Source organism: Thalassospira sp. GO-4 (assembly GCF_023588965.1).
Lineage (GTDB): Bacteria > Pseudomonadota > Alphaproteobacteria > Rhodospirillales > Thalassospiraceae > Thalassospira > Thalassospira povalilytica.
Map to the genome: position 1 here is coordinate 1,503,294 of NZ_CP097807.1, position 21,514 is coordinate 1,524,807.

Sequence of the window (21,514 nt, forward strand, 5' to 3'; positions counted from 1 at the left end):
GAACGGTCGGGATATCAGGGCATCGCGTCCTATCCTGACCGTTCTATTCCCAGTCGCGCCATGCGGCGATAAAGCGTGTTGCGCCCGATACCAAGTGCCTTGGCCGTGTTGCTGATATGCCAGTGATGACTTTCCAGAAGCTGGCGCAAGGCCCCCTGTTCGGCCTGCTCGATACTGTCGCGGGCCGACAATACGGGTTTGACGACCTCAACCCGGAAATCATCGGGCAAATGGTCACGTTCAATAACGCCATGGTCGGCAAAGACGCTGGCATATTGCAATACATTGATCAGTTCACGCACATTGCCCGGCCATTGATGACGGGTCAGAAGATCAATCACCGCGTCAGAGCACTGCACATAGTCGTTCGATAACCCGGCCAGCAACCGCCCGATCAAATCAACAAGATCGCTGCGTTCGCGTAACGGCGGCACAGCCAGACGCGCCCCCTTGATCCGATAGAGCAAATCTTCGCGGAATTTCCCGTCCGCCACCGCTTGGTTCAAATCGACATTGCTGGCACAGATCAGACGGAAATCGACTGCTACCGACTTGGTACTGCCAAGCGGTTCGACCGTGCGGCTTTCAAGAACCCGCAACAACCGCCCCTGTGCAGAAAGCGGCATATCCCCGATTTCATCAAGGAACAAGGTCCCGCCATTGGCTTCGCGGATGCGCCCGCCAAACCCGTCGCGCGCCGCCCCGGTAAATGCCCCGCCCGCATGCCCAAACAGTTCGTTTTCAATCAATCCTTCGGGCAAAGCAGCACAATTAATCGCGACAAAATTTCTGGATTTTCCAAGGGTTGCTTCATGGATATGGCGGGCCAGATATTCCTTGCCGCTGCCGGTTTCGCCCGACATCAGGATATTGATATCGCGCGCATGAAGGCGCGCACCGATATCGTAAATCCGGCGCAGGGCAGGATCGCGATCGGCAATCTGTGCGGTCGGTTTTGCGGCCTTTGGCGCCCTTGTCGTAATCGGGGTCGACCGCCCGACATAGCGACGGCGCATCCGTTCGGGCATGGTGACAGACCCGAACAGAACCCCGCCCCCGGAAATATTCAACGCGGTCGCCGGGGCCGACCCCTGATCCTGATTGGCAAATTTCGACAACAGGTCATCCACATCCATTTCAAACATCTGCGCAATGTCTGTGGAATTGTTTGCCGCTGCCAGAATACGGCGTGCGGTTGATGTCGCACCGCTGATTGTGCCATCGGGTGCGATCGATATCATCGCATCACGGGTTGATCCGACATGGCGTGCTTCTGGATGAAGATGCAGGATCACGTCACCTGCCCGTTCATCAAAAAACAGGATACGTTCAAGCGCGTCGGCATAATCGGCCACCATGCCGCGCACGCGCAGGCAATCGGTGCGTTTGATATCATCGCGTACTGCCGACACATCCAGAACCGAACAGACCTTGCCATCCGGGTCAAAAACCGGGGCAGCCGTGCAGGTCAGCACCGAATGCTGGGACAGGAAATGCTCGTCCTTGTGGATGGTGATCGGGCGTCCTTCGACGATACAGGTGCCGATGCCGTTCGTGCCTTCGCGTTCCTCGCTCCAGACAGCGCCGGGCAAAAGCCCGTTGGTGCGAAAGGACGGCAACAGGGAATGGGCAGCAACACTGTCAAGGATCACGCCGCTATTATCGGTTAAAAATACCGCATAGCCCGACGCATCGATCTTGCGATACAGCGTGCGCACCAGATCATGGGCATGATGATAAAGCCGCCCGTTGCGATCACGCAGTTGCCGGGTCTGGCTTTCGGATATGACTTCGGGACGGCGCAAGGTGTCATGAGCCAGCCCGAACCGTTGTTCACACCGTTGCCAGCTTTCAAGCACCGCACGATTTTGCGCACCACCGCTGAGTTGCAGTGCCGCTTCTATCCGTCCGCCGGGAATGTTTCCTGACATAGACGCTATCTCCCTTGTGTCGGTGTTTTGATCCGGAATTTTCCGGTCGCGCAGCTTTTGCTGCATCCGATCACAGGGGCAATCCTACCATATGGCGGGGCCCCTACGCCAAACAGTTTCGCTGGAAAAATACCCTGCAATCAGCAGTGTTCCATTTTTGGAACACTTTGTGCCACCTGTTCGCGACTGTTCCGCGATCCCGCAGCCGCACATCCCGCCCCCGGATACAGACAACCGACTGAAATAAAGCACTTTCCACAAAGTCCTGGCGGTTCGGATCAAAGTGGCACGACCTTTGCGGATAAGGCGGCGTCACAATCAAAAAGCGGGCGAAAAAATCGCCTGTCGATCTCGGAGGAACCAAAATGATCTACAAGAATCCAAATGACGCCGGCAGTCCGGTCAGCTTCAAGGGCCGTTATGAAAACTTCATTGGCGGCGAATGGGTCGCCCCGGCCAAGGGCCAGTATTTTGAAAATGTGTCGCCGGTGAATGGCAAACCATTCTGCGAGGTCGCCCGTTCCAGCGCCGACGATATCGAAAAGGCGCTTGATGCCGCCCATGCCGCTTTTCCGGCCTGGGGCAAAACATCGGTGACCGAACGCGCCAACATGCTCAACAAAATTGCCGACCGCATGGAAGCCAATCTGGAAATGCTGGCAGTTGCCGAAACCTGGGACAATGGCAAGGCGGTGCGTGAAACGCTGGCCGCAGACATCCCGCTTGCGATTGACCATTTCCGCTATTTCGCCGGCGCCATCCGCGCACAGGAAGGATCGCTGGGCGAGATTGACGACAACACGGTCGCCTATCACTTCCACGAACCCCTTGGTGTGGTTGGTCAGATCATTCCATGGAACTTCCCGATCCTGATGGCGGTCTGGAAACTGGCCCCGGCACTGGCGGCTGGTAACTGCGTTGTCCTGAAACCCGCAGAACAGACCCCGGCATCAATCTGTGTTCTTTTGGAACTGATTTCCGATCTGATCCCGGCGGGCGTGGTCAACGTCGTTCAGGGCTTTGGTGTTGAAGCAGGCAAGCCGCTTGCGCAAAGCAACCGCGTTGCCAAGGTCGCCTTTACCGGTGAAACCACCACGGGCCGCCTGATCATGCAATATGCATCGGAAAACATCATTCCGGTGACCCTGGAGCTGGGTGGCAAATCGCCAAACATCTTCTTTGAAGACGTCATGGCCGCCGATGACGATTTCCGTCAGAAAGCCGCCGAAGGCATGGCGATGTTTGCCCTGAACCAGGGGGAAGTTTGCACCTGTCCGTCGCGCGCCATCATTCAGGAAAGCATCTACGACAAGTTCATGGATAACGTTCTGTCGCGCGTTGCCAGTATCAAACAGGGCAACCCGCTTGATACCGATACCATGATCGGTGCACAGGCCTCGACCGAGCAGATGGAAAAGATCATGTCCTATCTCGACATCGGTAAGCAGGAAGGCGCACAGGTTCTGTGTGGTGGCGACAAGGCCGATCTTGGCGGCGATCTTGCCGGTGGTTTCTATATCCAGCCGACCATCTTCAAGGGTCACAACCGCATGCGGATTTTCCAGGAGGAAATCTTTGGCCCGGTGGTCTCTGCCACCACGTTCAAGGACGAAGCCGAAGCCCTTCACATCGCCAATGACACACTTTACGGCCTGGGTGCCGGTGTCTGGACGCGCGATGCAAACCGTTCCTACCGCTTTGGTCGGGAAATCAAGGCCGGTCGCGTCTGGACCAACTGCTATCACCTGTATCCGGCCCATGCGGCCTTTGGCGGGTACAAGCAGTCGGGCATCGGACGTGAAAACCACAAGATGATGCTGAACCATTATCAGCAGACCAAGAACCTGCTGGTTTCGTATGATCCGAAACCGATGGGCTTCTTCTGATCGCGCAATGATCGCGGCCGGGCGCATGGCCTCCCCTGTGCGTCCGGTCATTTTTCGCGACCAAGGAGGTCCCCATGACCGGATCAGAAACCGTCCCCGACCGGGTCACCGCAACCGATGCGGCGATTGAACTGATCAGGAAGCTTAAATCCATCCATGGCCCGGTGATGTTTCATCAGTCGGGCGGTTGTTGTGACGGCAGTGCGCCGATGTGCTTCCCGGACGGGGAATTCAAAACCGGCGATCAGGATGTGCTTCTGGGCAAAATCGAAGACAGCCCGTTCTATATCGGACGTGCCCAGTTCGAATATTGGCAACATACCCAGCTGATCATTGATGTGGTGGACGGGCGTGGCGGGATGTTTTCGCTTGAAGGGCCCGAAGGCAAACGCTTCCTGACCCGATCCAGAATATTCAGCGACGACGAATGGAAGGCCCTTAAAAAGGCCGAGGAGCAAAACCCGCTGATCTCTGAAACCTGATTTCTGTGTGTTACCCGTGGCGTTTCGCATCCGGTGTCATCCCCCATGATGCCCACTCCCCGAAACGCCGGAAGATGCTGACGGTTTTCCTACCCTTTCCGTGGCTTCTTCTTCCTTGCCCGCTGCCTTTACCCATTCGGGCAGCGGGTATTTTTTTGCCCGGATGATGGCTGGGTAAATTCTATGCCGTGCCAAGCAGCACGATCACAAATCCGCTTAGCATGCAAAGGACTGCAAGCGACATCAGGGCCGCCATCACAACCCGCCCGCCAACATGCATGACATTGCGGATATCAACACTTAATCCCAATGCCGCCATGGCAAGAATGGTCAGGAACGAAGACACGGTTTTCATGCCACCAAGCGCAAATTCCGGCAATAGTCCGAATGAACGGGCCGTCATCATGACGATAAAGCCGATAATGAACCATGGCACGACCTGCGCAATCGGAAGACGGGTTTCACGTGCCCGCCCGCCAATCAGTGCCAAACTGAAAATCACCGGACCCAGCATCAAAACCCGGATCAGCTTGACCAATGTACCGACCTGCACCGCCAAGGCACCGGCCGGCGCAGTTGCGGCCAGAACCTGTGGCACTGCATAAACCGTCAGGCCCGAAAAAATCCCATATTGAGTGGCCGACAGACCAAGCCCGGCATGCAGCATCGGCAGAATAAAAACAAACAGAACGCCGAGTATCGCGGTAAAGGAAATCGATGCCGCCACATCGTCCGACCGTGCGTCAATCACCGGTGCGGTCGCGGCAATCGCCGAATTACCGCAAATCGAATTGCCACACGCCACCAGCATCGCAAGATGCCTGGTCAGTCCAAGTGCACGCCCGATATGGTAGCTGACAAACAGGCTGATACAGACAACGGCAATGATTGCCGCCACCAGCCCGCCCCCGGCCGATCCGATGGCCTGCGCACTGATCGACCCGCCCAGCAACACGATGGCAATTTCAAGCACCGTCTTGCCACAAAACCGCACCCCGGCGAAATAACGCGGCGCCAGACCGAACACCGATCGCACCACCACCCCGATCAGAATGGCAAAGACCAGACTTTCCACCCAGCCCCGCCCGAGCAAAACACGTTCGGCATGCTCGACAAGCTTGGCGGCAAGCGCGACCATAAGGGTCACGGCAAGTCCGGGCAGGATCGGTTTGATGCGGGTGTTAAAAAACATGATTTTCCTGTGTTTTGATCACAGTCGGAAAATCTCACGCCAAACCATTTACTTCCATCGAATAAAAATTCATATTTCATTCGATTAAATCGAATGGTTAAGACAAGGTCCCCCTCACGCGCCCCGCCATCCCGAACAGCCCAGTGCGCGGCGCCGGGCTCTGCCCGCGCGTTTAAAGTCCCCCGGCATGGGCGGGAAAGACGCAGAACATAGCGGAAGATACCAACGCCATGATGACGCTTGAACAATTGCAGATCTTCGTTGCCGTCGCCGAACGCGAACATCTGACCCGCGCGGCCGAGGCCATTGGCCTGACCCCGTCTGCGGTCAGCTCGGCAATCAAGAACCTGGAAGGCTTTTACGGCGTGGCGCTGTTTAACCGGGTTGGTCGGCGGATTGAACTGACCCAGACCGGACGACTGTTTTTGGATGAAGCCAAATCAACACTGGCCCGTGCGCGTGCCGCCGAACTGACACTGGCCGAGCTTGGTGGCATGCAACGCGGCGATTTGAACGTTTATGCCAGCCAAACGATTGCCAGTTACTGGCTGCCGCCGTTCCTGATGAAATTTCATAACCAGTATCCCGGCATTGAAATTCACCTGACAATCGGCAACACCAAAACTGTATCGGATGCGGTACGCGGCGGGGCCGCCGATATCGGCTTTATCGAAGGCGACATTGATGAACCCGCCCTTGCCAAGCGCGAAGTTGCCGAAGATGCGCTGGTGATCGTGGTTGGCCCCAAACACCCCTGGGCCGATGGCAGGCCGCTGACCGCACAGGCCCTGATCACCCAGACCAACTGGATCCTGCGCGAAGCCGGATCAGGCACCAGATCGGAATTTGAAAGCGCGCTGCGTGATCTCGATGTTGATCCGGCGCGCCTTAAAACCGCGCTGGTCCTGCCCAGTAACGAGGCCGTAATTACCGCGGTTGAAACCGGCACGGCTGCCACCGCCGTATCCCAATTCGCGGTCAGTTCCCTGATCGCGCAGGGACGCCTGGCGCGCGCAAGCTTCCCGATCCCGCCACGCAAATTCATGGTCCTGCGTCACAAGGAACGCAAACAGACGCAAAGTTCACTGGCGCTGGAAAAGCTGTGCCTAGCGGTTACCTCATAGCCAGGAAGATCGGACATCAGAGTTTGCCCGATTACTGGACATCACCCATGACCGATACCTTTTCCGTATCGAGCCTACCCGGTGAACCATTCAATCGCGCGTCCCCAATCAACAGACCGCGTGAAATGATGCTTCCTTCAACGCAACACCAGAAGGCTGTTACGAACGCTGCCAAGACCCGCAAACCTACAAAGAAAGTGATCCTCTCCTCCGGGGTTCCTGCAAATTCCCCGTCTCCAAATTGCAAGATCATTCCCTTGATAATTGGTGTGGCGACAGAGAAAGCTACCAACTGAATGATCAACAATGCGGGCAAAACCAACAAACTTTTCCCGACAATGTACCAAAAAGTCTTCTTGCCTCTTGCGAACGCGCGTCGCGCCGAACTTTTTCCGCCCTGTATTACCGAAACGGGCCAAGTCACAAACAGAACACCAAGAACGAGCGTCGCAAATATCGACACGACTGCTATTGCAACGATGTAAACGGGTAGCTCTTGACTTCCTTGGATAAGGCCTTGCGAAACATTCACCCACAGCAGATGCTGCCAGAATACAATCTCTGCTGTTAAGGCAAGCACCATAATCAGCATGCGATTCAGAAACGAGAAGAACATCCCCCGGCTCTGTCTTGAAAAAGCAAACCAGCAAGGAGCGCCATTGAGATTAAATGAATGCACGGAGTACATCAAAGCAGCAAAAGGAACTGTGAAGGCAATAGCCACAGGGAAAACAACCAGCCCCATGGGCTGTTCAACCCTCAGCGTGAAGCCATCTTTGCTGACTGAGACAACTTGAGCAGGCCCGAAACTCGAAAGCACGAATTCAAGCCCGACCATAGCAAAGATGGCGAGCAAGATGATTGGAAGGTTGTAGAAAAACCCATTCCACGCATCATGAAGTATCCAATTCTCAAACTTTGGATTGTTGAAATTCTTTGGCTGTTTTTGAGGCTCAATGTCAGTCACAAGTTGGCCTTATTTCCTGAAAGCTATAACCAGATACGCTAAACATTTTCGGCGATTGGCCTACACGTTCCGTTGGATCACATAGCCCATGATAATCCAACCTACCCAAACAGCCCCTTCTTAGAAAAAGTGCCGCCAATTTCCGAGGATAGTCAGAAGTTTCAGATGCTGAGCCAGTTGCAAAAGTGAGTTACCAAAACCGACTATCAAGAGTTGGAAAACCAATCTCCTTAGATCGGCAAAACTCTATGTCCACAAGCTATCTTCAAACTTCCTGGTTGCTTCCTCTTTCAAAGTCCGTCCACAACCATTTATCTTTCGGCTTTCAAATTCGATTGGTATCAAGTTTTAGAATTTCCAACCGCTCTAACCTATGACGAAAATCACACCTCTCCCTTTGATACTCAATCCCTCCTTCGAATAGGGGTTAAGTCGCCAATCGGTTCTTCAACCGTCATTTTGGAAATTTTCCAAATGTAAATTGCGAATGCGCAATGCAGCATTTTTCGCAAACTTCTATCGATTTCCTTATACAGACCGGCTCCTGATTGGTGGTTTAAGCCCATCAGGTCAATCAATGAACGGTTTCGCATTGCAGTGAAATACGGGGTCGGACAGGAAGGCTTTGCCTGATAGAAGGACCAACGCCAATGCTTGATGCAGAAATATTGGCACGCATACAGTTTGCTTTTACCGTTTCATTTCACATCATTTTCCCGTCATTCACCATCGGGCTTGCGAGCTTTTTGTTCGTGCTTGAAGCGATGTGGTTGCGCACCCGTGATGACACCTATCTGGCACTTTACAAATTCTGGCTGAAAATCTTTGCGCTGGCCTTTGGCATGGGCGTCGTGTCCGGGATTGTGATGTCTTATCAGTTTGGTACGAACTGGGGACCGTTTTCGGAATTTACCGGCGGCGTGATCGGCCCGCTGATGGCGTATGAAGTTCTAAGCGCCTTCTTCCTTGAGGCAGGCTTCCTTGGCATCATGCTGTTTGGTTTAAACCGGGTCGGGCCAAAGCTTCATTTCCTTGCCACCACCATGGTTGCGGTTGGCACCCTGTTTTCGGCCTTCTGGATTTTGTCAGCCAATAGCTGGATGCAAACACCTGATGGCTATGTAATTGAAAATGGTCGTGCGGTTGTCACAAGCTGGATCGATGCGATTTTCAATCCAAGCTTCCCCTATCGTCTGGTTCATATGGTTCTGGCCGCCTATCTGACCACTGCCTTTGTCGTGGGTGCCGTCGGGGCGCTGCATTTGTTGCGCGACCGGGAAAACCGGGCGGCACGCATCATGTTTTCCATGGCCATGTGGATGGCAGCCATTGTCGCCCCGATCCAGATCGTCGCAGGTGACATGCACGGGCTTAATACGCTTGAACATCAACCGGCCAAGGTTGCCGCGATGGAAGGCCATTTTGAAACCCGCGAAGGCGCACCGCTGATCCTGTTTGGCCTGCCCGACATGAAGGCCGAGGAAACCCGTTATGCGATAGAAATCCCCAAGCTGGGCTCGATGATCCTGACCCATGACTGGGATGGCAAGATCACGGGGCTTAAGGATTTTGCACCAGAAGACCGCCCCAATGCCCCGATCGTTTTCTGGACATTCCGGATCATGGTCGGCATCGGGGTTTTGATGGCGTTGCTTGGTATCGCAAGCCTGATTGCCCGGTTCCGGCACAAGCTTTATGACTGCACGCATTTGCATCGCTTTGCACTGATCATGGGGCCAAGCGGCTTTGTCGCCATTCTGGCAGGCTGGTTCACCACCGAAGTCGGGCGGCAGCCATGGGTGGTTTATGGATTGATGCGCACATCCGAGGCCGGATCACCTGTCACTGCCACGGCAATTGCCGGATCGCTGATCGCCTTTGTTGTCGTCTATTCCATCGTGTTCGGGGTTGGGACGGCCTATATCCTGCGCGCCATGAACCACGATCCTCGTAACGCGCATGTGCCCACCGGTGAATTCCTTCGTGCCGGGGGCCGTCAATTGGCCGCACATAACAATCCGCAGGCAGGAGAATGATCATGGATTATCAACTGATCTGGGTTCTTTTGATCGCGGTTGCGGTTTTCGCCTATGTCACGCTCGACGGTTTTGATCTTGGAATCGGCATTCTGTTTCCCCTGATCAAGGACCCGGTCAAACGCGGCCGCATGATGAATACGGTCGCCCCGATCTGGGATGGCAATGAAACCTGGCTGGTGCTGGGGGGCGGCGGGCTTTATGCAGCCTTCCCCAAGGCCTATTCATTACTGATGACCGCCTTTTACATTCCGGTTTTTGTCATGCTGCTTGCCCTTGTGTTCCGGGGGGTGGCGTTTGAATTCCGGTTCAAAAGCAAGAACCATCAGAAACATTGGGATATCGCCTTTTCCGCCGGGTCAATCATTGCAAGCGCCATGCAGGGTGCGATGCTCGGTGGTTTTATCGAAGGCATTGCCGTTGAAAATGGCCGCTTTGTTGGCGGGGCGTTTGACTGGCTCAGTCCGTTTTCGATCTTTTGCGCCACGGCGGTTGTTGTCGGTTATGCCCTGCTTGGTACCGGCTGGCTGATCATGAAGATGGAAGGCGATTTTCAGGGCAATCTGCGCCGCCTTGCCAAACCGGCCGTGATCTGGATGGCGGCGAACCTTGCTGTGGTGTCGCTGATGACCACTTACGTCAATCCGGCCTATGCCGAACGCTGGTTTGCAATGCCCAATCTGGCCTTTCTGGCCCCGATCCCGTTGATCACGGCCGGGCTTTTATTCTGGTTGTGGCGGGCGGTTTCGCATCGGGAAAAGACGGTCTTTGGCATTACGCTTGGCATCTTTTTCCTGTGCTACCTGGGTTTTGGCATCACGCTTTATCCCAATATCGTCCCACCAATGATCACGTTCCGCGATGCGGCGGCACCGCAAAACAGCCTTGCCTTCATGCTGGTCGGGGCCGTGATCCTGTTGCCGGTGATCTTTGCCTATACCGCTTATGCCTATTGGGTGTTCCGCGGCAAGGTCAGTGACGAGGGGTATCATTAATGCCGCACATCACTTCGGAAAGAACCAGACGTCTGCTTTGGTTTATCGGGCTTTATATCGGCGGGATTGTCGGGGTCGGGCTTGCGGCCTTTGTGCTTAAGGCCATGCTGGGTCAGGCATAAACATCCCCGATTACATATGAAATTGCCTGTCATAATCCCCCGGACAGGCAGTCGCCCGGCAGCAAAATCCCCCACCCTGCTGCCGGGTTCTTTTTTACTGGTTATCCTTGCGCCGGATCAGATCGGCAAGCCGTTCGATGCCGGCGCGAATGCGTTCGGGTTTCTCGGTGGCAAAGCTGAACCGGGCGGTATTGCGCCCCGACTGGTCACAGAAAAAGGCCTGACCGGGGACAAAGGCGACCCTGGCATCTTCCATTGCCTCGACCAGAAGGGCGCGGGCATCAATATTGTCGGGCAATGTTAACCATACAAACATGCCACCCTTGGGCCGGGAATAGCTGACATCATCTGGCATGAATTCGTCCATCGCGCCCAGCATCGCATCGCGCTTGGCGCGGTATGCATCACGCAGGGTTTCAATATGGGCCGGGAACAGCTTGCGTGCAGCACGCAGCGCAATTTCCTGATTGATGGTTGAAACATGCAGATCGCCCGCCTGCTTCATCAGAACCAGTTGGCGGATCACCGGGCGCGGTGCGGTTACCCAACCGATGCGCAAGGCCGGGGCCAGCGTTTTGGAAAATGTGCCCAGCTGAATGACGCAACCGGCATCCGGATTACTGCCCGCTTCATCAAGTGCCAGAAGCGATGGCAGAGTTTCGCCTTCATAGGACAGCTTGCAATAGGCGGCATCCTCGATAATCACCGCGCCATATTTGCGCGCGGTTTCCAGAACCGCCATCCGGCGATCCAGGCTATAGGACCGACCGGTCGGGTTCTGAAAATCGGGCGCCAGATAGGCAATGCGTGCACCATTGGCAAAGGCCGCATCAAGTTCGGCAATGATCGGGCCGTCTTCGTCCATATTGATGCCGACATAGCTTGGCCGACGCATCGAAAAGGCCTGCATGGCGCCAAGGTAGCTTGGCTTTTCCAGTACGATCTCGCGGCCGGGCTCCAGCAACAGGCGCGCAATCATATCAAGTGCCTGCTGCGCCCCGCAGGTAATCAGGATATTGTCGATATCACGGGTTGCCCCCGACTTGGCCAGATCATCGGCAATCCATTGCCGCAATCCCGGCAAACCTTCGCTGATCGAATATTGCAGACTGCGACGCCCGGCCGTTTCATCACGGGTCAGGCCATCAAACATGTCATGAAAATCAGATAACGGGAAAAGATCCGGGTCCGGCACCCCACCGGCGAACGAGGTAATTTCCGGGCGTTCGGCAACCTTCAGCAAATCACGAATTTCCGACGCCCGCAAAGCACGGGCATCGGGCACAATCATCTCGTTCCATTGGATCGTCATGGCATCCTCATTAGGTCAGTCTTCTTGACGTTATTTGGCAAGCAACACTGACCTAAATCAAGTTTATTTTTCAAATGACAAGTATTTTGAAATAAAATTACCAATTGAGCCGATAACACACCGATAGTTTACAAATCCCGCATTAAAGGGATTCCGTCATGATTTCAAAGAGATGATAAAAGCGCGGGAAAAAATCACCGAAAGCAGCACAATGACAAAGCATGTCATTGCTCCGTTGAAAATTGCTGAAATCACCAGCAATCCGGTATCGGCGGAAATTCCGATTGCCTGCACAATCGCGACCACCTGCCCCGTCACAGGTACGAACAGAGCCGCGATTACCGGCAGAACAAGGAAAATGCCAACCATCCGCCAAAGAACGAACCGGAATGTTGCTTTTCCGCGGGACCATGTCGCGACTAATGATGGGTCAGCGCCACAAATCACGGCTCCACCCCATGTGGCTGCCATCGCAACCAGACACAGAAAAGCCATCACGACGACAGCACCAATCCCGAGCCCCTCGGTATTGGCTTCCACGTCATCATTACCCACTAACAACCGCAGAATATCGGGGACAAGAAACAGCTGATAGATCAGAATCATCACCGCCATCAGCAGTGCCAGTAAGATCATACCGGCAAAGAACATTCCGGTAGCCCTGCGGTCGACGATGCTAAACGCGGACCATCCGGCCGATCTGGTCAGCACGGAAACATGCGCACAGAATGCAACACTGACCACGGCCACCGCATTGATCAGAAAGCGGGCAACAAACCAGATCCCACCCCAAACAGAAATTGCCCCGTCCGGGCCAAGCACCCCCGAACGCGGCAATATCGCATCGAAAGCCGTAAACAGAACCATCCACAGCAACGCCGCAGCAATGACAGACCGGCATTGCCAGAACACGTCCCATGCGTCCTGAAGTATCCAGGCCTTAAAGTCGTTGTGCGCTACAATCTTGGCCCCCATCTCTCACCAGTCTTTTCTGTAAACAGACCGGTATATGGCGATCAACAGGGCACTTGTTCAATCATGGTAATATGGCGATTGCCGGCTTGCCCCGAAAACGCGGTCACGACATCACGCCGCCCCGACATTCTGGGTTCTGACGAAGGTCTTGCGTTATCGGGCCGACAGACCTAGCCCGTCCTCGCCCGATATGTGATCCTTGCGCAGCCGCTCTTCTCCGAGAATGAGGGTCCGGGATGCAACGGTGCCAAGCAGAACATTTACAATCAGCAACTTGCCTGCACCAAACATTGCCCCCAACACGAAAAGAAGATGAAGCCGAGTAAGCCCACCACCCGTTTCAGCCAATAATCCGATCGAAAGGTCGCCCAGCAAGAGATACGTCACATCCACAATCAGTGAAAACAGAAACGGACCAATCAAAAGTCCCGTAAGACCAAAGGCCAGTGTTCTCCATCCTCGTTTGACAGCCCGCAACAACCCCTTGTCAAATTTCAATATGACAGCAGGCACCCAGGTCGCCACGAACAGAAACAAAATCAGGGCGAAGATCGTCCTGATCAGACCTCCGACAAGTATCATTGAATGTTCCAGAGACGTGCTGTCGCCTGCCAGATCCCTGATATCGCTTGTGGTTAAAATCAATGTCCCGTCAACAGTCAGAAAGTAAAGAATGGACGGCACAGAAACCAGCAGGCTTAAAAATAAGTAGCGCGGAACAAACCGCAGCAGGCTACGCATTCCTAGCTTGGTGGTTCCAGTTATCAACCAGAAGCATGTGACATATAGAACGGCACATTCGAATGCGAATTCCAACCCGGCATTGATCAAATCGACCATACCCCCGCCGACATAGAGCAAAGAGTATCGGATCACAGCGAATGCGCCACAAAGAAATGCCAAAGCACGCCAGTTTGCGCATATCACATCAAAGCTTTTTGCCCAGATGCCTGTAACATACGCCCTTGGCTTGGTTGGCTTAACTATTCCCGCTACCATGATGCACAATGTCATTCATGAGCAAGTGATGGATCTGAAGCGATATTTGCTTGCTCCGCCGTCAAACGCTTTTCGCCCAGTTGATAGGCACGCGATATGATCACGACAATCATGGCAACAACGACAATATATTGAAGACTGCTTACCACCATTGTTATGACTGAGGTTGCGTTAAAGGCCAGCGTGCCATCGCTTGATATCAGTGGTTGTCCACCTGCTGTCTGAACCAGATTTACAATCATCGAGCCCAGAAACAGCATCAACACAGGGCCCAGCAAAACCCGTCCTGTAACGTACCATACAGTCTTCCGTCCTCTCGCAACCGCACGTCCCACGCCACTTCCATCGCCGATAAGGGCCGCGGGCAACAATGTTGCAAAGAACACCAGAACGATCCAAAGAACCACAAAGGTAAAGATGCTGGTAATGCCTATGGCAGACAGGTTCTCGATCTTGGCCATGTCTTCCGGAGACAACATGAAATGGCCGGTCAGGACAAACAACCCCAATGATGCGGGCAAGGTATCAAGAATTTGCAGGACAATATAACGCCCCGAAAAAAGCCGGACACGCGACGCATCAAATTCCTTGAATGCCGCAATGCCTGCATACCCATTTTGCAACCAAGCAAACAGCGACAGCGCAAAATATCCCCAGATGACAAGTCCAAGCACATAGATGACATAGACCTGGCCGGAAAAAGGTGCTGCGAACTGCCAGAAAGCCATTGCCAGCATCAGGATGGCCACAATTAGAGTGCTGGCCCAGCAGCGCAAAATCGCAACAAAACTGGTCTTCCAGATACCTGGCTGTTTGGGGCCGGTTTGGACGGTCTCTTTATCTTGCGCCATTTCAGATTGCCTCTGCCTGTTTGAGTTCGGTTGCCGGTTGGCTTGCATCAGCCAGACGCGCCTCGCCAAGCTGATAGGCGCGTGACAGGACCACGGCGACAAGAACAACGCCGGTTGCCCATACCACATAGGCCAGACCGCTCATGGCTATATCAAACGGCACAAATTGCAGTTCGCCTGCGTGAATGGTGTATGTGCGAACGGCTTCGGAAAACCGCCCGGGCAACAGGAACACGGTTACCAGGAACAATACGATATTGGCACCCGGTCCGACGATCAGGCGTGACGTCACATAGCCGATCGTTTTGCGACCGCGTGCAAACGCCCGCCGGATCGACGAACCGTCGGCCATGATTGCTGCTGGCAGCCAGGTTCCCACCAAACCAAGTGCGATCAGCATCGCCACCCCGTAAAAGGCAAGCACCGCAACCATCACCAGGAAAAACCGCACGTCTTCCGGTGCCGCCTTGATTTCGGGGACCGCCAAAATTGGAACCATCACGAAAAGTGCCGGGATAAACGTCACCATGGCCACGGCAAAGCCGCGCATGAAGAACTTGAAGAAAGCGCTTTTTTCAAGTGCACCCACCGCGGAAAACCCGCTGACATTGCGCAAAACCGTCATGTGACAGGCAATGGCAAGATACGCGCCGACAAAATAGGTCGGCAAATCCGGTGATTCCATATCAGGCCGCAAGGCATAAATCACGATATCCATGATCCACAATGCCGCAACCGCCGCTGTAAAAATCACGATGTTTTTGCGAATGACGTCTGTGGCCTCGCCCCAGATCGTGATGTCGAATTTCATGCCTGTCCCCCAAGCGCGTTTAACGTGAATTCCCTTCTGGCAATGCTACTTTTCCCGCATGGCATTTCCTGTGACTTCTGTCACACCTATCCGCCTGTGACAGGTCCCCTCCTTATGAACAGTGCCTGCTGAGATTGCTTTGGCATGCCGGACTTTTAGCTATTGGCAATTGCGGCAGCGGCCGATAAATTAAACACGCTCAAAATGTTGAATATAATTGGACCACAAAAAATTGTGTAAAAATAGAAATCACACTTGCGTTGCGGCGCATTCCATATTACCCATGAAAGCCAAGTGAAATACAATTATAGACACTAAAAATTGTGTTGATTTCCACAGTTTTGATTGATCGGCAGGAATGAGAATGCAGCCCAATCTGACCCATCTCCGCCAGCTTGAGGCAGAGAGTATCCATATCATCCGCGAGGTTGCGGCATCGTTTGAACGGCCGGTGATGCTTTATTCCATCGGCAAGGATTCATCGGTTCTGCTGCATCTGGCTCGCAAGGCGTTCTATCCCGCACCGCCGCCCTTCCCGCTGATGCATGTTGATACCACCTGGAAATTCCGCGAAATGATCGAATTTCGCGACCGGATGGCGGCCGAATATGGTTTTGATCTGATTGTTCACATCAATCAGGACGGTGTCGAACGCGGCATTGGTCCGTTCACTCATGGGTCAAGCCTGCATACCGATGTCATGAAAACGGAATCGCTCAAACAGGCGCTGAACAAATACAAGTTCGATGCGGCCTTTGGCGGGGCCCGCCGTGACGAGGAAAAGGCACGCGCCAAGGAACGTGTATTTTCCTTCCGCACCGAAACCCACCGCTGGGACCCGAAAAACCAGCGCCCGGAATTGTGGGATATCTATAACGCCCGGATCAACAAAGGCGAAAGCATCCGTGCTTTCCCGATCTCGAACTGGACCGAGCTTGATATCTGGCAATACATCTATCTCGAACAGATCCCGATCGTGCCACTGTATTATTCGGCAAAACGTCCGGTGGTCGAACGCGATGGCATGCTGATCATGGTTGATGACGACCGCATGCCGCTTAAACCGGGCGAAAAGCCGGAAATGAAGTCGGTACGTTTCAGAACGCTTGGTTGCTATCCGCTGACCGGTGCCGTTGAGTCCGAGGCAGCGACCCTGCCCGAAATTATCCAGGAAATGCTTCTGACCCGTTCAAGCGAACGTCAGGGCCGCATGATTGACCATGACCAGGCCGGGTCGATGGAGAAGAAGAAGCAGGAAGGTTACTTCTGATGGCGCATAAATCTGACCTTATTGCTGATGATATCCTTGGCTACCTCAAAGCCCAGGAAGAAAAAAGCCTTCTGCGTTTCATCACCTGCGGCAGTGTCGATGACGGAAAATCGACCCTGATCGGTCGTCTGCTTTGGGATTCCAAACTGATTTTCGAAGACCAGCTGGCGGCGCTGGAATCTGACAGCCGCAAGGTTGGCACCCAGGGCGGCGAGATTGATTTCGCCCTGCTGCTTGATGGTCTTCAGGCCGAACGCGAACAGGGCATCACCATTGATGTCGCCTATCGCTTCTTCTCGACCGACAAGCGCAAATTTATTGTCGCCGATACGCCCGGCCACGAACAATATACGCGGAACATGGCAACCGGTGCCTCGACTGCCGATGTTGCCGTGATCCTGATTGATGCGCGTAAAGGCATCCTGACCCAGACCCGTCGCCACAGCTTCATCACGTCCCTTCTGGGCATCAAGCACGTGGTTCTGGCCGTCAACAAGATGGACCTGATCGATTATGATCAGTCCAAATTTGACGAAATCGTCGCTGCCTATAACGAATTCGCAGCACAGCTGAATTACAGCTCGATCACCGCGATCCCGCTATCTGCCCTTCGTGGCGATAACATGATCGAAGCCAGCACCAATACACCCTGGTATTCCGGTCCGACGCTTCTGGCTCATCTTGAGGACATTCAGGTCGAACAGGACGCGATCAACAAGCCGTTCCGTCTTCCGGTGCAGTGGGTCAACCGGCCGAACCTTGATTTCCGCGGGTTTTCCGGCACTGTTTCTTCGGGTCGGGTTAAACCGGGTGATGAAATTGTTGTCACCGCATCGGGGCAGACCAGCAAGGTCAAGGAAATCGTCACCTTTGACGGCAACCTTGATGAAGCCATCGCCGGTCAGGCCATCACCCTGACCCTTGAAGACGAGATCGATATTTCGCGCGGTGATGTTCTGGCGGCATCCGATGCCAAACCGGAATTCGCTGATCAGTTCGAAGCCCGCATCATCTGGATGCATGAAGATCATCTTCTGCCCGGTCGCCCCTATCTGATCAAGATGGGCGCACAGGTAACAAGCGCACAGATCAGCGACCTTAAATACAAGGTCAATGTCAATACGCTCGAACATGTGGCGGGCAAGACGCTTGAACTGAACGAAGTCGGGATTGCCAATATCTCGGCGGACAAGGCACTGGCCTTTGATCCCTATGACGAAAACCGTCATTCGGGCCGTTTCATCATCATTGACCGCTTCACCAATGCGACTGTTGGTGCGGGCATGGTCAACCATTCCCTTCGCCGTGCGACCAACATCAAATGGCAGGAAATGGACATCAACAAACAGGCACGTGCCTATCAGAAAGGCCAGAAATCGGTCGTTCTGTGGTTCACCGGCCTGTCGGGTGCGGGCAAATCAACCGTCGCCAACCTGGTGGAGAAAAAGCTCCATGCGCTTGGCAAGCACACCTACACCCTTGATGGTGACAATGTCCGTCATGGCCTGAACAAGGATCTCGGCTTTACCGATGCGGACCGTGTCGAAAACATCCGCCGCGTTGGTGAAACCGCCAAGCTGTTCGTTGATGCCGGTGTGATCACGCTGGTCTCCTTTATCTCGCCATTCAAAAGCGAACGCCAGCTTGCCCGCAGCCTTGTTGAAAAAGACGAATTTATCGAAGTCTTTATCGACACCCCGCTGGAAGTCTGTGAACAGCGCGATGTCAAAGGCCTTTATAAAAAGGCGCGCGCCGGCGAGATCGCCAATTTCACCGGGATTTCAAGCCCCTATGAGCGGCCCGAAAATGCCGAGATCGTGGTCAACACCGCCGATCAAAGCGCAGAAGAAGCCGCCGAACAGATTGTCGCCAAACTCGAAGAATTTGGCGTTCTCGGGGCCTGGTATCCCGACATCTGATGACCTGCCCGATTTGATCAACACAAAACCCGACAGTTCCGACTGTCGGGTTTTGTTTTATTCCGGGCTCCGAAATCTGGCATCGCCCCAATCATCACAAGACCAGCCCGATTACAGCCCCACCTGCGACCTTGTAAAATACCAGCCCGAAGGTAACATCAAAACAGGACCCGGAACGGAGGTACCAATGCGGTTTTGCCCGCGTCTGGATGTCGATACATGGCTTTTGTCATTTGTGGCCATTGCGCTGTACCTGTTTGTGCCAGATCCCCTTTTGGCAGAGGAAACAGGTTTTCGCATTGGCGCGCATGTATCGCTTAACAACCAGTGGGCCCGATATACCACACCGGCCAACCGCAATCTTGCCGCTGCCCTTCAGGCCAGAACGTCATCGGGTTCAATCGAAACCCTTCCAAATGACCGGCTTTTCCATCTGTATCGTTCCGGTGAACTTGATTGCATTCTGACCGGTGGCTGGCCCCATGATGATCCGCAACTCGTTTCAAAACATGCACTAAGCTTCGAAGTCCGGCTGTTCACCCGCAAGGATGTTGACCTTGGCAGCAAGGATCAGGTTCTGGTTGGCCGCCTGAAACAGTTTCCCCCGCCGCCATTGCCCCTGCCCGATACGATGATTGACTGGGTGGCCTTGCAAAACCTTAAACAGGGCTTTGATCTGTTGCGGGCCGGGCGCATTGATGCGCTGCTTGCCGATCCGTCCCATGTGCAAAATGCCCCTGGTGCCCCACATGACGGCATTGTTGCCGCCGACCTTCCGCCTGTTAGACGCTTTGACGTGCCGCTGCTCTGTCATGACAATGAACGCAATCGTCATTTCCTTGATATCCTTGATCAAACACCCCTGACCCAGTGACACGGGCCCGCCGATTGGCCCCACCGGTTTGACAAAACTGGCCCTTGTCGACGGGACCGATTTCAGCAAATCTGGCTTTCCACTGTTCGTTGTCAGGAAGAAACATGACCTCGCCCCACAAAGATGTTTTTGGAAAACCGGTTGGCCATCCCGTTGAAAACTGGACCGGATGCACCATGCCGCCACGCAGCGACATGGTCGGCCAGCATGTGATCGTCAGCCCGCTTGACCTTGTCCGCGATGCCAGGCACCTGTTTGATGCCAACACCATGGCACAGGACGGGTCACGCTTTACCTATCTTTCGACCAATGCGTTCAACGATTTTGCCAGCTACAAGGCGTGGCTGGAAACCATGGCGGGTCAAAGTGACCCGATGCTTCATGCCATCATCGACAAAACCCGCAATTCGGCGGTTGGCGTTGCAGCCTTTATGCGCATTGATGCCGCCAATGGGTCGGTTGAAATCGGCAATATCAATTATTCCCCGGCATTGTCGCAAACCATTGGCGGGACCGAGGCGATGTATCTGATGATGCGGCGCGCCTTTGACGAACTTGGCTATCGCCGCTACGAATGGAAATGCGACGATCAGAACGCCCCATCCCGCGCCGCCGCCGCCCGGTATGGCTTCACCTATGAAGGCACGTTCCGCAACCATATGGTCTATAAGGGCCGCAATCGTGATACCGCGTGGTTTTCCATAACCGCCGAAGAATGGCCCGCTATTCGCAGCGGGTTCGAAGCATGGCTGTTACCCGACAATTTTGACGCCAATGGCAAACAGCGCCAGCGACTGGAAGACCTGCGCCCCTGACTTGCCGCGCGGCGCGCATATCTGCGGGACCGGGCATCAATATCTGACGGCTTACGAACTGGTGATTTTGATTTGTTCAACCTTGCCCCTATAGTCGGGCCAGGCTTGACCAACCAAAACGAGTTCCCGATGTTTGATGCCCGCCTGCGCCCGCTGATCGACATACCGCTTAATGCGGCTGCCCGTACCCTGTCGGGCACGGGGATCACCCCGAATGCCATCACCGGCATCGGCTTTTTGTTCGGGGTCCTTGGTGCGGTGTTTCTTGCCTTCCAGCTTGATTACGCGGCCCTTGTGATGATCTTGTTGTCACGGATCATGGACGGGCTTGACGGTGCAGTCGCCCGTCATGCAGCCCCAAGATCACGCCATCCAGGTTCCAAAACTCAGGAAAGCGACCTTGGCGGCTATTACGACATTGTCGCCGATTTCCTGTTTTATTCCGGCATCATTCTGGGATTTGCCATCGGGCGTCCGGAACATGCGCTTATGGCGGCATTTCTGATTTTCTGTTTTGTCGGCACCGGGTCGAGTTTTCTGGCCTATGCGATCATCGCAGCCAAGCAGAACCGCAACCATGACAAACAGGGCAAAAAAAGCTTCTATTTCCTGACCGGCATTACCGAAGGCAGCGAAACCATCCTTGTTTTGTGTCTGATTTGCGTCTTTCCCGGCTGGTTCCCCCAGATTGCTGCAATCTTCGGGGCCTTGTGCCTGATAACGACATTCGGCCGTGTCTTGCAAGCGCGTCGCGATTTCGGCTAACGGCCGGAAAAGACGTTGTAACTTCTTGAAGTCACCGACCGTCACAACCATATCGGCAGTAGCACACAAGGTCGTCATACTCCCGGTCGCCCCCAACGATGACCTGCAAAGAAACCAGTGTCAGCATCCGTTGACCCGATGGTCCAGCACCGTCAGATCAATACCGCCTGACCTTAAAAACCGACAGG

Annotated in this window: 19 protein-coding genes; 11 read left to right on the top strand and 8 right to left on the bottom strand. The window is 54.2% G+C overall.

Annotated elements, in window-relative coordinates; genetic code table 11:
- Positions 1–29: 29 nt before the first annotated feature.
- Positions 30–1,931, bottom strand: coding sequence for a sigma-54-dependent Fis family transcriptional regulator (locus tag M9H61_RS07145; protein WP_250284160.1), 1,902 nt, complete (start codon positions 1,929–1,931; stop codon positions 30–32).
- A 365-nt stretch (positions 1,932–2,296) separates the two neighbouring features.
- On the opposite strand from M9H61_RS07145, the gene adh reads away from it, so the two are divergent.
- Together adh and M9H61_RS07155 are read left to right on the top strand one after the other, a co-directional pair.
- Positions 2,297–3,817, top strand: a complete 1,521-nt coding sequence (gene adh / locus M9H61_RS07150) for an aldehyde dehydrogenase (RefSeq protein ID WP_101247754.1) — start codon at positions 2,297–2,299, stop codon at positions 3,815–3,817.
- 74 nt (positions 3,818–3,891) lie between these two features.
- Entirely contained in the window at positions 3,892–4,299 is a 408-nt protein-coding gene (locus M9H61_RS07155) for a DUF779 domain-containing protein (protein WP_250284161.1), read from the top strand.
- Between the two features lie 181 nt (positions 4,300–4,480).
- Here M9H61_RS07155 and M9H61_RS07160 read toward each other — a convergent pair whose 3' ends face one another.
- Entirely contained in the window at positions 4,481–5,491 is a 1,011-nt protein-coding gene (locus M9H61_RS07160; RefSeq protein ID WP_250284162.1) for a YeiH family protein, read from the bottom strand.
- A gap of 230 nt (positions 5,492–5,721) precedes the next feature.
- On the opposite strand from M9H61_RS07160, the gene M9H61_RS07165 reads away from it, so the two are divergent.
- Positions 5,722–6,615: a LysR substrate-binding domain-containing protein gene (locus tag M9H61_RS07165; protein ID WP_371922215.1), complete on the top strand. Its 894-nt coding sequence runs from the start codon at positions 5,722–5,724 to the stop codon at positions 6,613–6,615.
- Between the two features lie 31 nt (positions 6,616–6,646).
- Here the strand turns inward: M9H61_RS07165 and M9H61_RS07170 are convergent, their stop codons facing one another.
- The gene (locus tag M9H61_RS07170) at positions 6,647–7,582 is read right to left on the bottom strand and encodes a hypothetical protein (protein ID WP_250284163.1); all 936 of its coding nucleotides are present in this window, start codon (positions 7,580–7,582) and stop codon (positions 6,647–6,649) included.
- Positions 7,583–8,232: 650 nt separating this feature from the next.
- Between M9H61_RS07170 and M9H61_RS07175 the strand changes: the two genes are divergently transcribed.
- From M9H61_RS07175 to M9H61_RS07185, 3 genes are read left to right on the top strand one after another with little or no spacing between them, the layout of a single operon-like run.
- Positions 8,233–9,618, top strand: coding sequence for a cytochrome ubiquinol oxidase subunit I (locus tag M9H61_RS07175; protein WP_250284164.1), 1,386 nt, complete (start codon positions 8,233–8,235; stop codon positions 9,616–9,618).
- Entirely contained in the window at positions 9,615–10,613 is a 999-nt protein-coding gene (gene cydB / locus M9H61_RS07180) for a cytochrome d ubiquinol oxidase subunit II (protein ID WP_250284165.1), read from the top strand. The genes M9H61_RS07175 and cydB overlap by 4 nt, the downstream gene beginning before the upstream one ends.
- Positions 10,613–10,735, top strand: a complete 123-nt coding sequence (locus M9H61_RS07185) for a DUF2474 domain-containing protein (RefSeq protein ID WP_250284166.1) — start codon at positions 10,613–10,615, stop codon at positions 10,733–10,735. Before cydB ends, M9H61_RS07185 begins: the two co-directional genes overlap by 1 nt.
- A gap of 94 nt (positions 10,736–10,829) precedes the next feature.
- On the opposite strand, the gene M9H61_RS07190 is transcribed toward M9H61_RS07185, so the two are convergent.
- The 5 genes from M9H61_RS07190 to M9H61_RS07210 form a co-directional block, all read right to left on the bottom strand.
- Positions 10,830–12,047: a PLP-dependent aminotransferase family protein gene (locus M9H61_RS07190; protein ID WP_250284168.1), complete on the bottom strand. Its 1,218-nt coding sequence runs from the start codon at positions 12,045–12,047 to the stop codon at positions 10,830–10,832.
- Positions 12,048–12,203: 156 nt separating this feature from the next.
- Positions 12,204–12,869, bottom strand: coding sequence for a hypothetical protein (locus M9H61_RS07195; RefSeq protein WP_250284170.1), 666 nt, complete (start codon positions 12,867–12,869; stop codon positions 12,204–12,206).
- Between the two features lie 306 nt (positions 12,870–13,175).
- Positions 13,176–14,021, bottom strand: a complete 846-nt coding sequence (locus M9H61_RS07200) for a hypothetical protein (protein WP_250284172.1) — start codon at positions 14,019–14,021, stop codon at positions 13,176–13,178.
- Positions 14,022–14,032: 11 nt separating this feature from the next.
- Positions 14,033–14,872 carry a hypothetical protein gene (locus M9H61_RS07205; protein ID WP_250284174.1) on the bottom strand — a complete coding sequence of 280 codons (840 nt, stop codon included), beginning with the start codon at positions 14,870–14,872 and terminating at the stop codon, positions 14,033–14,035.
- A 1-nt stretch (position 14,873) separates the two neighbouring features.
- Positions 14,874–15,683 carry a hypothetical protein gene (locus M9H61_RS07210; protein WP_250284177.1) on the bottom strand — a complete coding sequence of 270 codons (810 nt, stop codon included), beginning with the start codon at positions 15,681–15,683 and terminating at the stop codon, positions 14,874–14,876.
- A gap of 364 nt (positions 15,684–16,047) precedes the next feature.
- Between M9H61_RS07210 and cysD the strand changes: the two genes are divergently transcribed.
- The 5 genes from cysD (at position 16,048) to M9H61_RS07235 (ending at position 21,326) form a co-directional block, all read left to right on the top strand.
- A complete protein-coding gene (gene cysD, locus M9H61_RS07215; protein ID WP_068518695.1) occupies positions 16,048–16,953 on the top strand; it encodes a sulfate adenylyltransferase subunit CysD in 906 nt (301 codons plus the stop codon).
- Positions 16,953–18,872: a sulfate adenylyltransferase subunit CysN gene (gene cysN, locus M9H61_RS07220; RefSeq protein ID WP_250284179.1), complete on the top strand. Its 1,920-nt coding sequence runs from the start codon at positions 16,953–16,955 to the stop codon at positions 18,870–18,872. The genes cysD and cysN overlap by 1 nt, the downstream gene beginning before the upstream one ends.
- A gap of 187 nt (positions 18,873–19,059) precedes the next feature.
- Complete coding sequence (locus tag M9H61_RS07225; RefSeq protein ID WP_228196683.1) at positions 19,060–19,746, top strand: hypothetical protein; 687 nt, start codon at positions 19,060–19,062, stop codon at positions 19,744–19,746.
- Positions 19,747–19,850: 104 nt separating this feature from the next.
- On the top strand, positions 19,851–20,561 hold the full coding sequence (locus M9H61_RS07230) for a GNAT family N-acetyltransferase (protein WP_250284181.1): 711 nt from the start codon (positions 19,851–19,853) through the stop codon (positions 20,559–20,561).
- A gap of 129 nt (positions 20,562–20,690) precedes the next feature.
- Positions 20,691–21,326 carry a CDP-alcohol phosphatidyltransferase family protein gene (locus tag M9H61_RS07235; protein ID WP_250284183.1) on the top strand — a complete coding sequence of 212 codons (636 nt, stop codon included), beginning with the start codon at positions 20,691–20,693 and terminating at the stop codon, positions 21,324–21,326.
- Positions 21,327–21,514 lie beyond the last annotated feature (188 nt).

What these genes read in the sequence shown, in the direction of transcription:
- M9H61_RS07225 (WP_228196683.1), top strand. Translation starts at nt 19,060, where the DNA reads ATGCGGTTTTGCCCGCGTCTGGATGTCGATACATGGCTTTTGTCATTT.
- cydB (WP_250284165.1), top strand. Translation starts at nt 9,615, where the DNA reads ATGATCATGGATTATCAACTGATCTGGGTTCTTTTGATCGCGGTTGCG.
- adh (WP_101247754.1), top strand. Translation starts at nt 2,297, where the DNA reads ATGATCTACAAGAATCCAAATGACGCCGGCAGTCCGGTCAGCTTCAAG.
- cysN (WP_250284179.1), top strand. Translation starts at nt 16,953, where the DNA reads ATGGCGCATAAATCTGACCTTATTGCTGATGATATCCTTGGCTACCTC.
- M9H61_RS07235 (WP_250284183.1), top strand. Translation starts at nt 20,691, where the DNA reads ATGTTTGATGCCCGCCTGCGCCCGCTGATCGACATACCGCTTAATGCG.
- M9H61_RS07175 (WP_250284164.1), top strand. Translation starts at nt 8,233, where the DNA reads ATGCTTGATGCAGAAATATTGGCACGCATACAGTTTGCTTTTACCGTT.
- M9H61_RS07210 (WP_250284177.1), bottom strand. Translation starts at nt 15,683, where the DNA reads ATGAAATTCGACATCACGATCTGGGGCGAGGCCACAGACGTCATTCGC.
- M9H61_RS07160 (WP_250284162.1), bottom strand. Translation starts at nt 5,491, where the DNA reads ATGTTTTTTAACACCCGCATCAAACCGATCCTGCCCGGACTTGCCGTG.
- M9H61_RS07230 (WP_250284181.1), top strand. Translation starts at nt 19,851, where the DNA reads ATGACCTCGCCCCACAAAGATGTTTTTGGAAAACCGGTTGGCCATCCC.
- M9H61_RS07145 (WP_250284160.1), bottom strand. Translation starts at nt 1,931, where the DNA reads ATGTCAGGAAACATTCCCGGCGGACGGATAGAAGCGGCACTGCAACTC.
- M9H61_RS07155 (WP_250284161.1), top strand. Translation starts at nt 3,892, where the DNA reads ATGACCGGATCAGAAACCGTCCCCGACCGGGTCACCGCAACCGATGCG.
- M9H61_RS07165 (WP_371922215.1), top strand. Translation starts at nt 5,722, where the DNA reads ATGATGACGCTTGAACAATTGCAGATCTTCGTTGCCGTCGCCGAACGC.
- M9H61_RS07190 (WP_250284168.1), bottom strand. Translation starts at nt 12,047, where the DNA reads ATGACGATCCAATGGAACGAGATGATTGTGCCCGATGCCCGTGCTTTG.
- M9H61_RS07205 (WP_250284174.1), bottom strand. Translation starts at nt 14,872, where the DNA reads ATGGCGCAAGATAAAGAGACCGTCCAAACCGGCCCCAAACAGCCAGGT.
- cysD (WP_068518695.1), top strand. Translation starts at nt 16,048, where the DNA reads ATGCAGCCCAATCTGACCCATCTCCGCCAGCTTGAGGCAGAGAGTATC.
- M9H61_RS07200 (WP_250284172.1), bottom strand. Translation starts at nt 14,021, where the DNA reads ATGGTAGCGGGAATAGTTAAGCCAACCAAGCCAAGGGCGTATGTTACA.
- M9H61_RS07185 (WP_250284166.1), top strand. Translation starts at nt 10,613, where the DNA reads ATGCCGCACATCACTTCGGAAAGAACCAGACGTCTGCTTTGGTTTATC.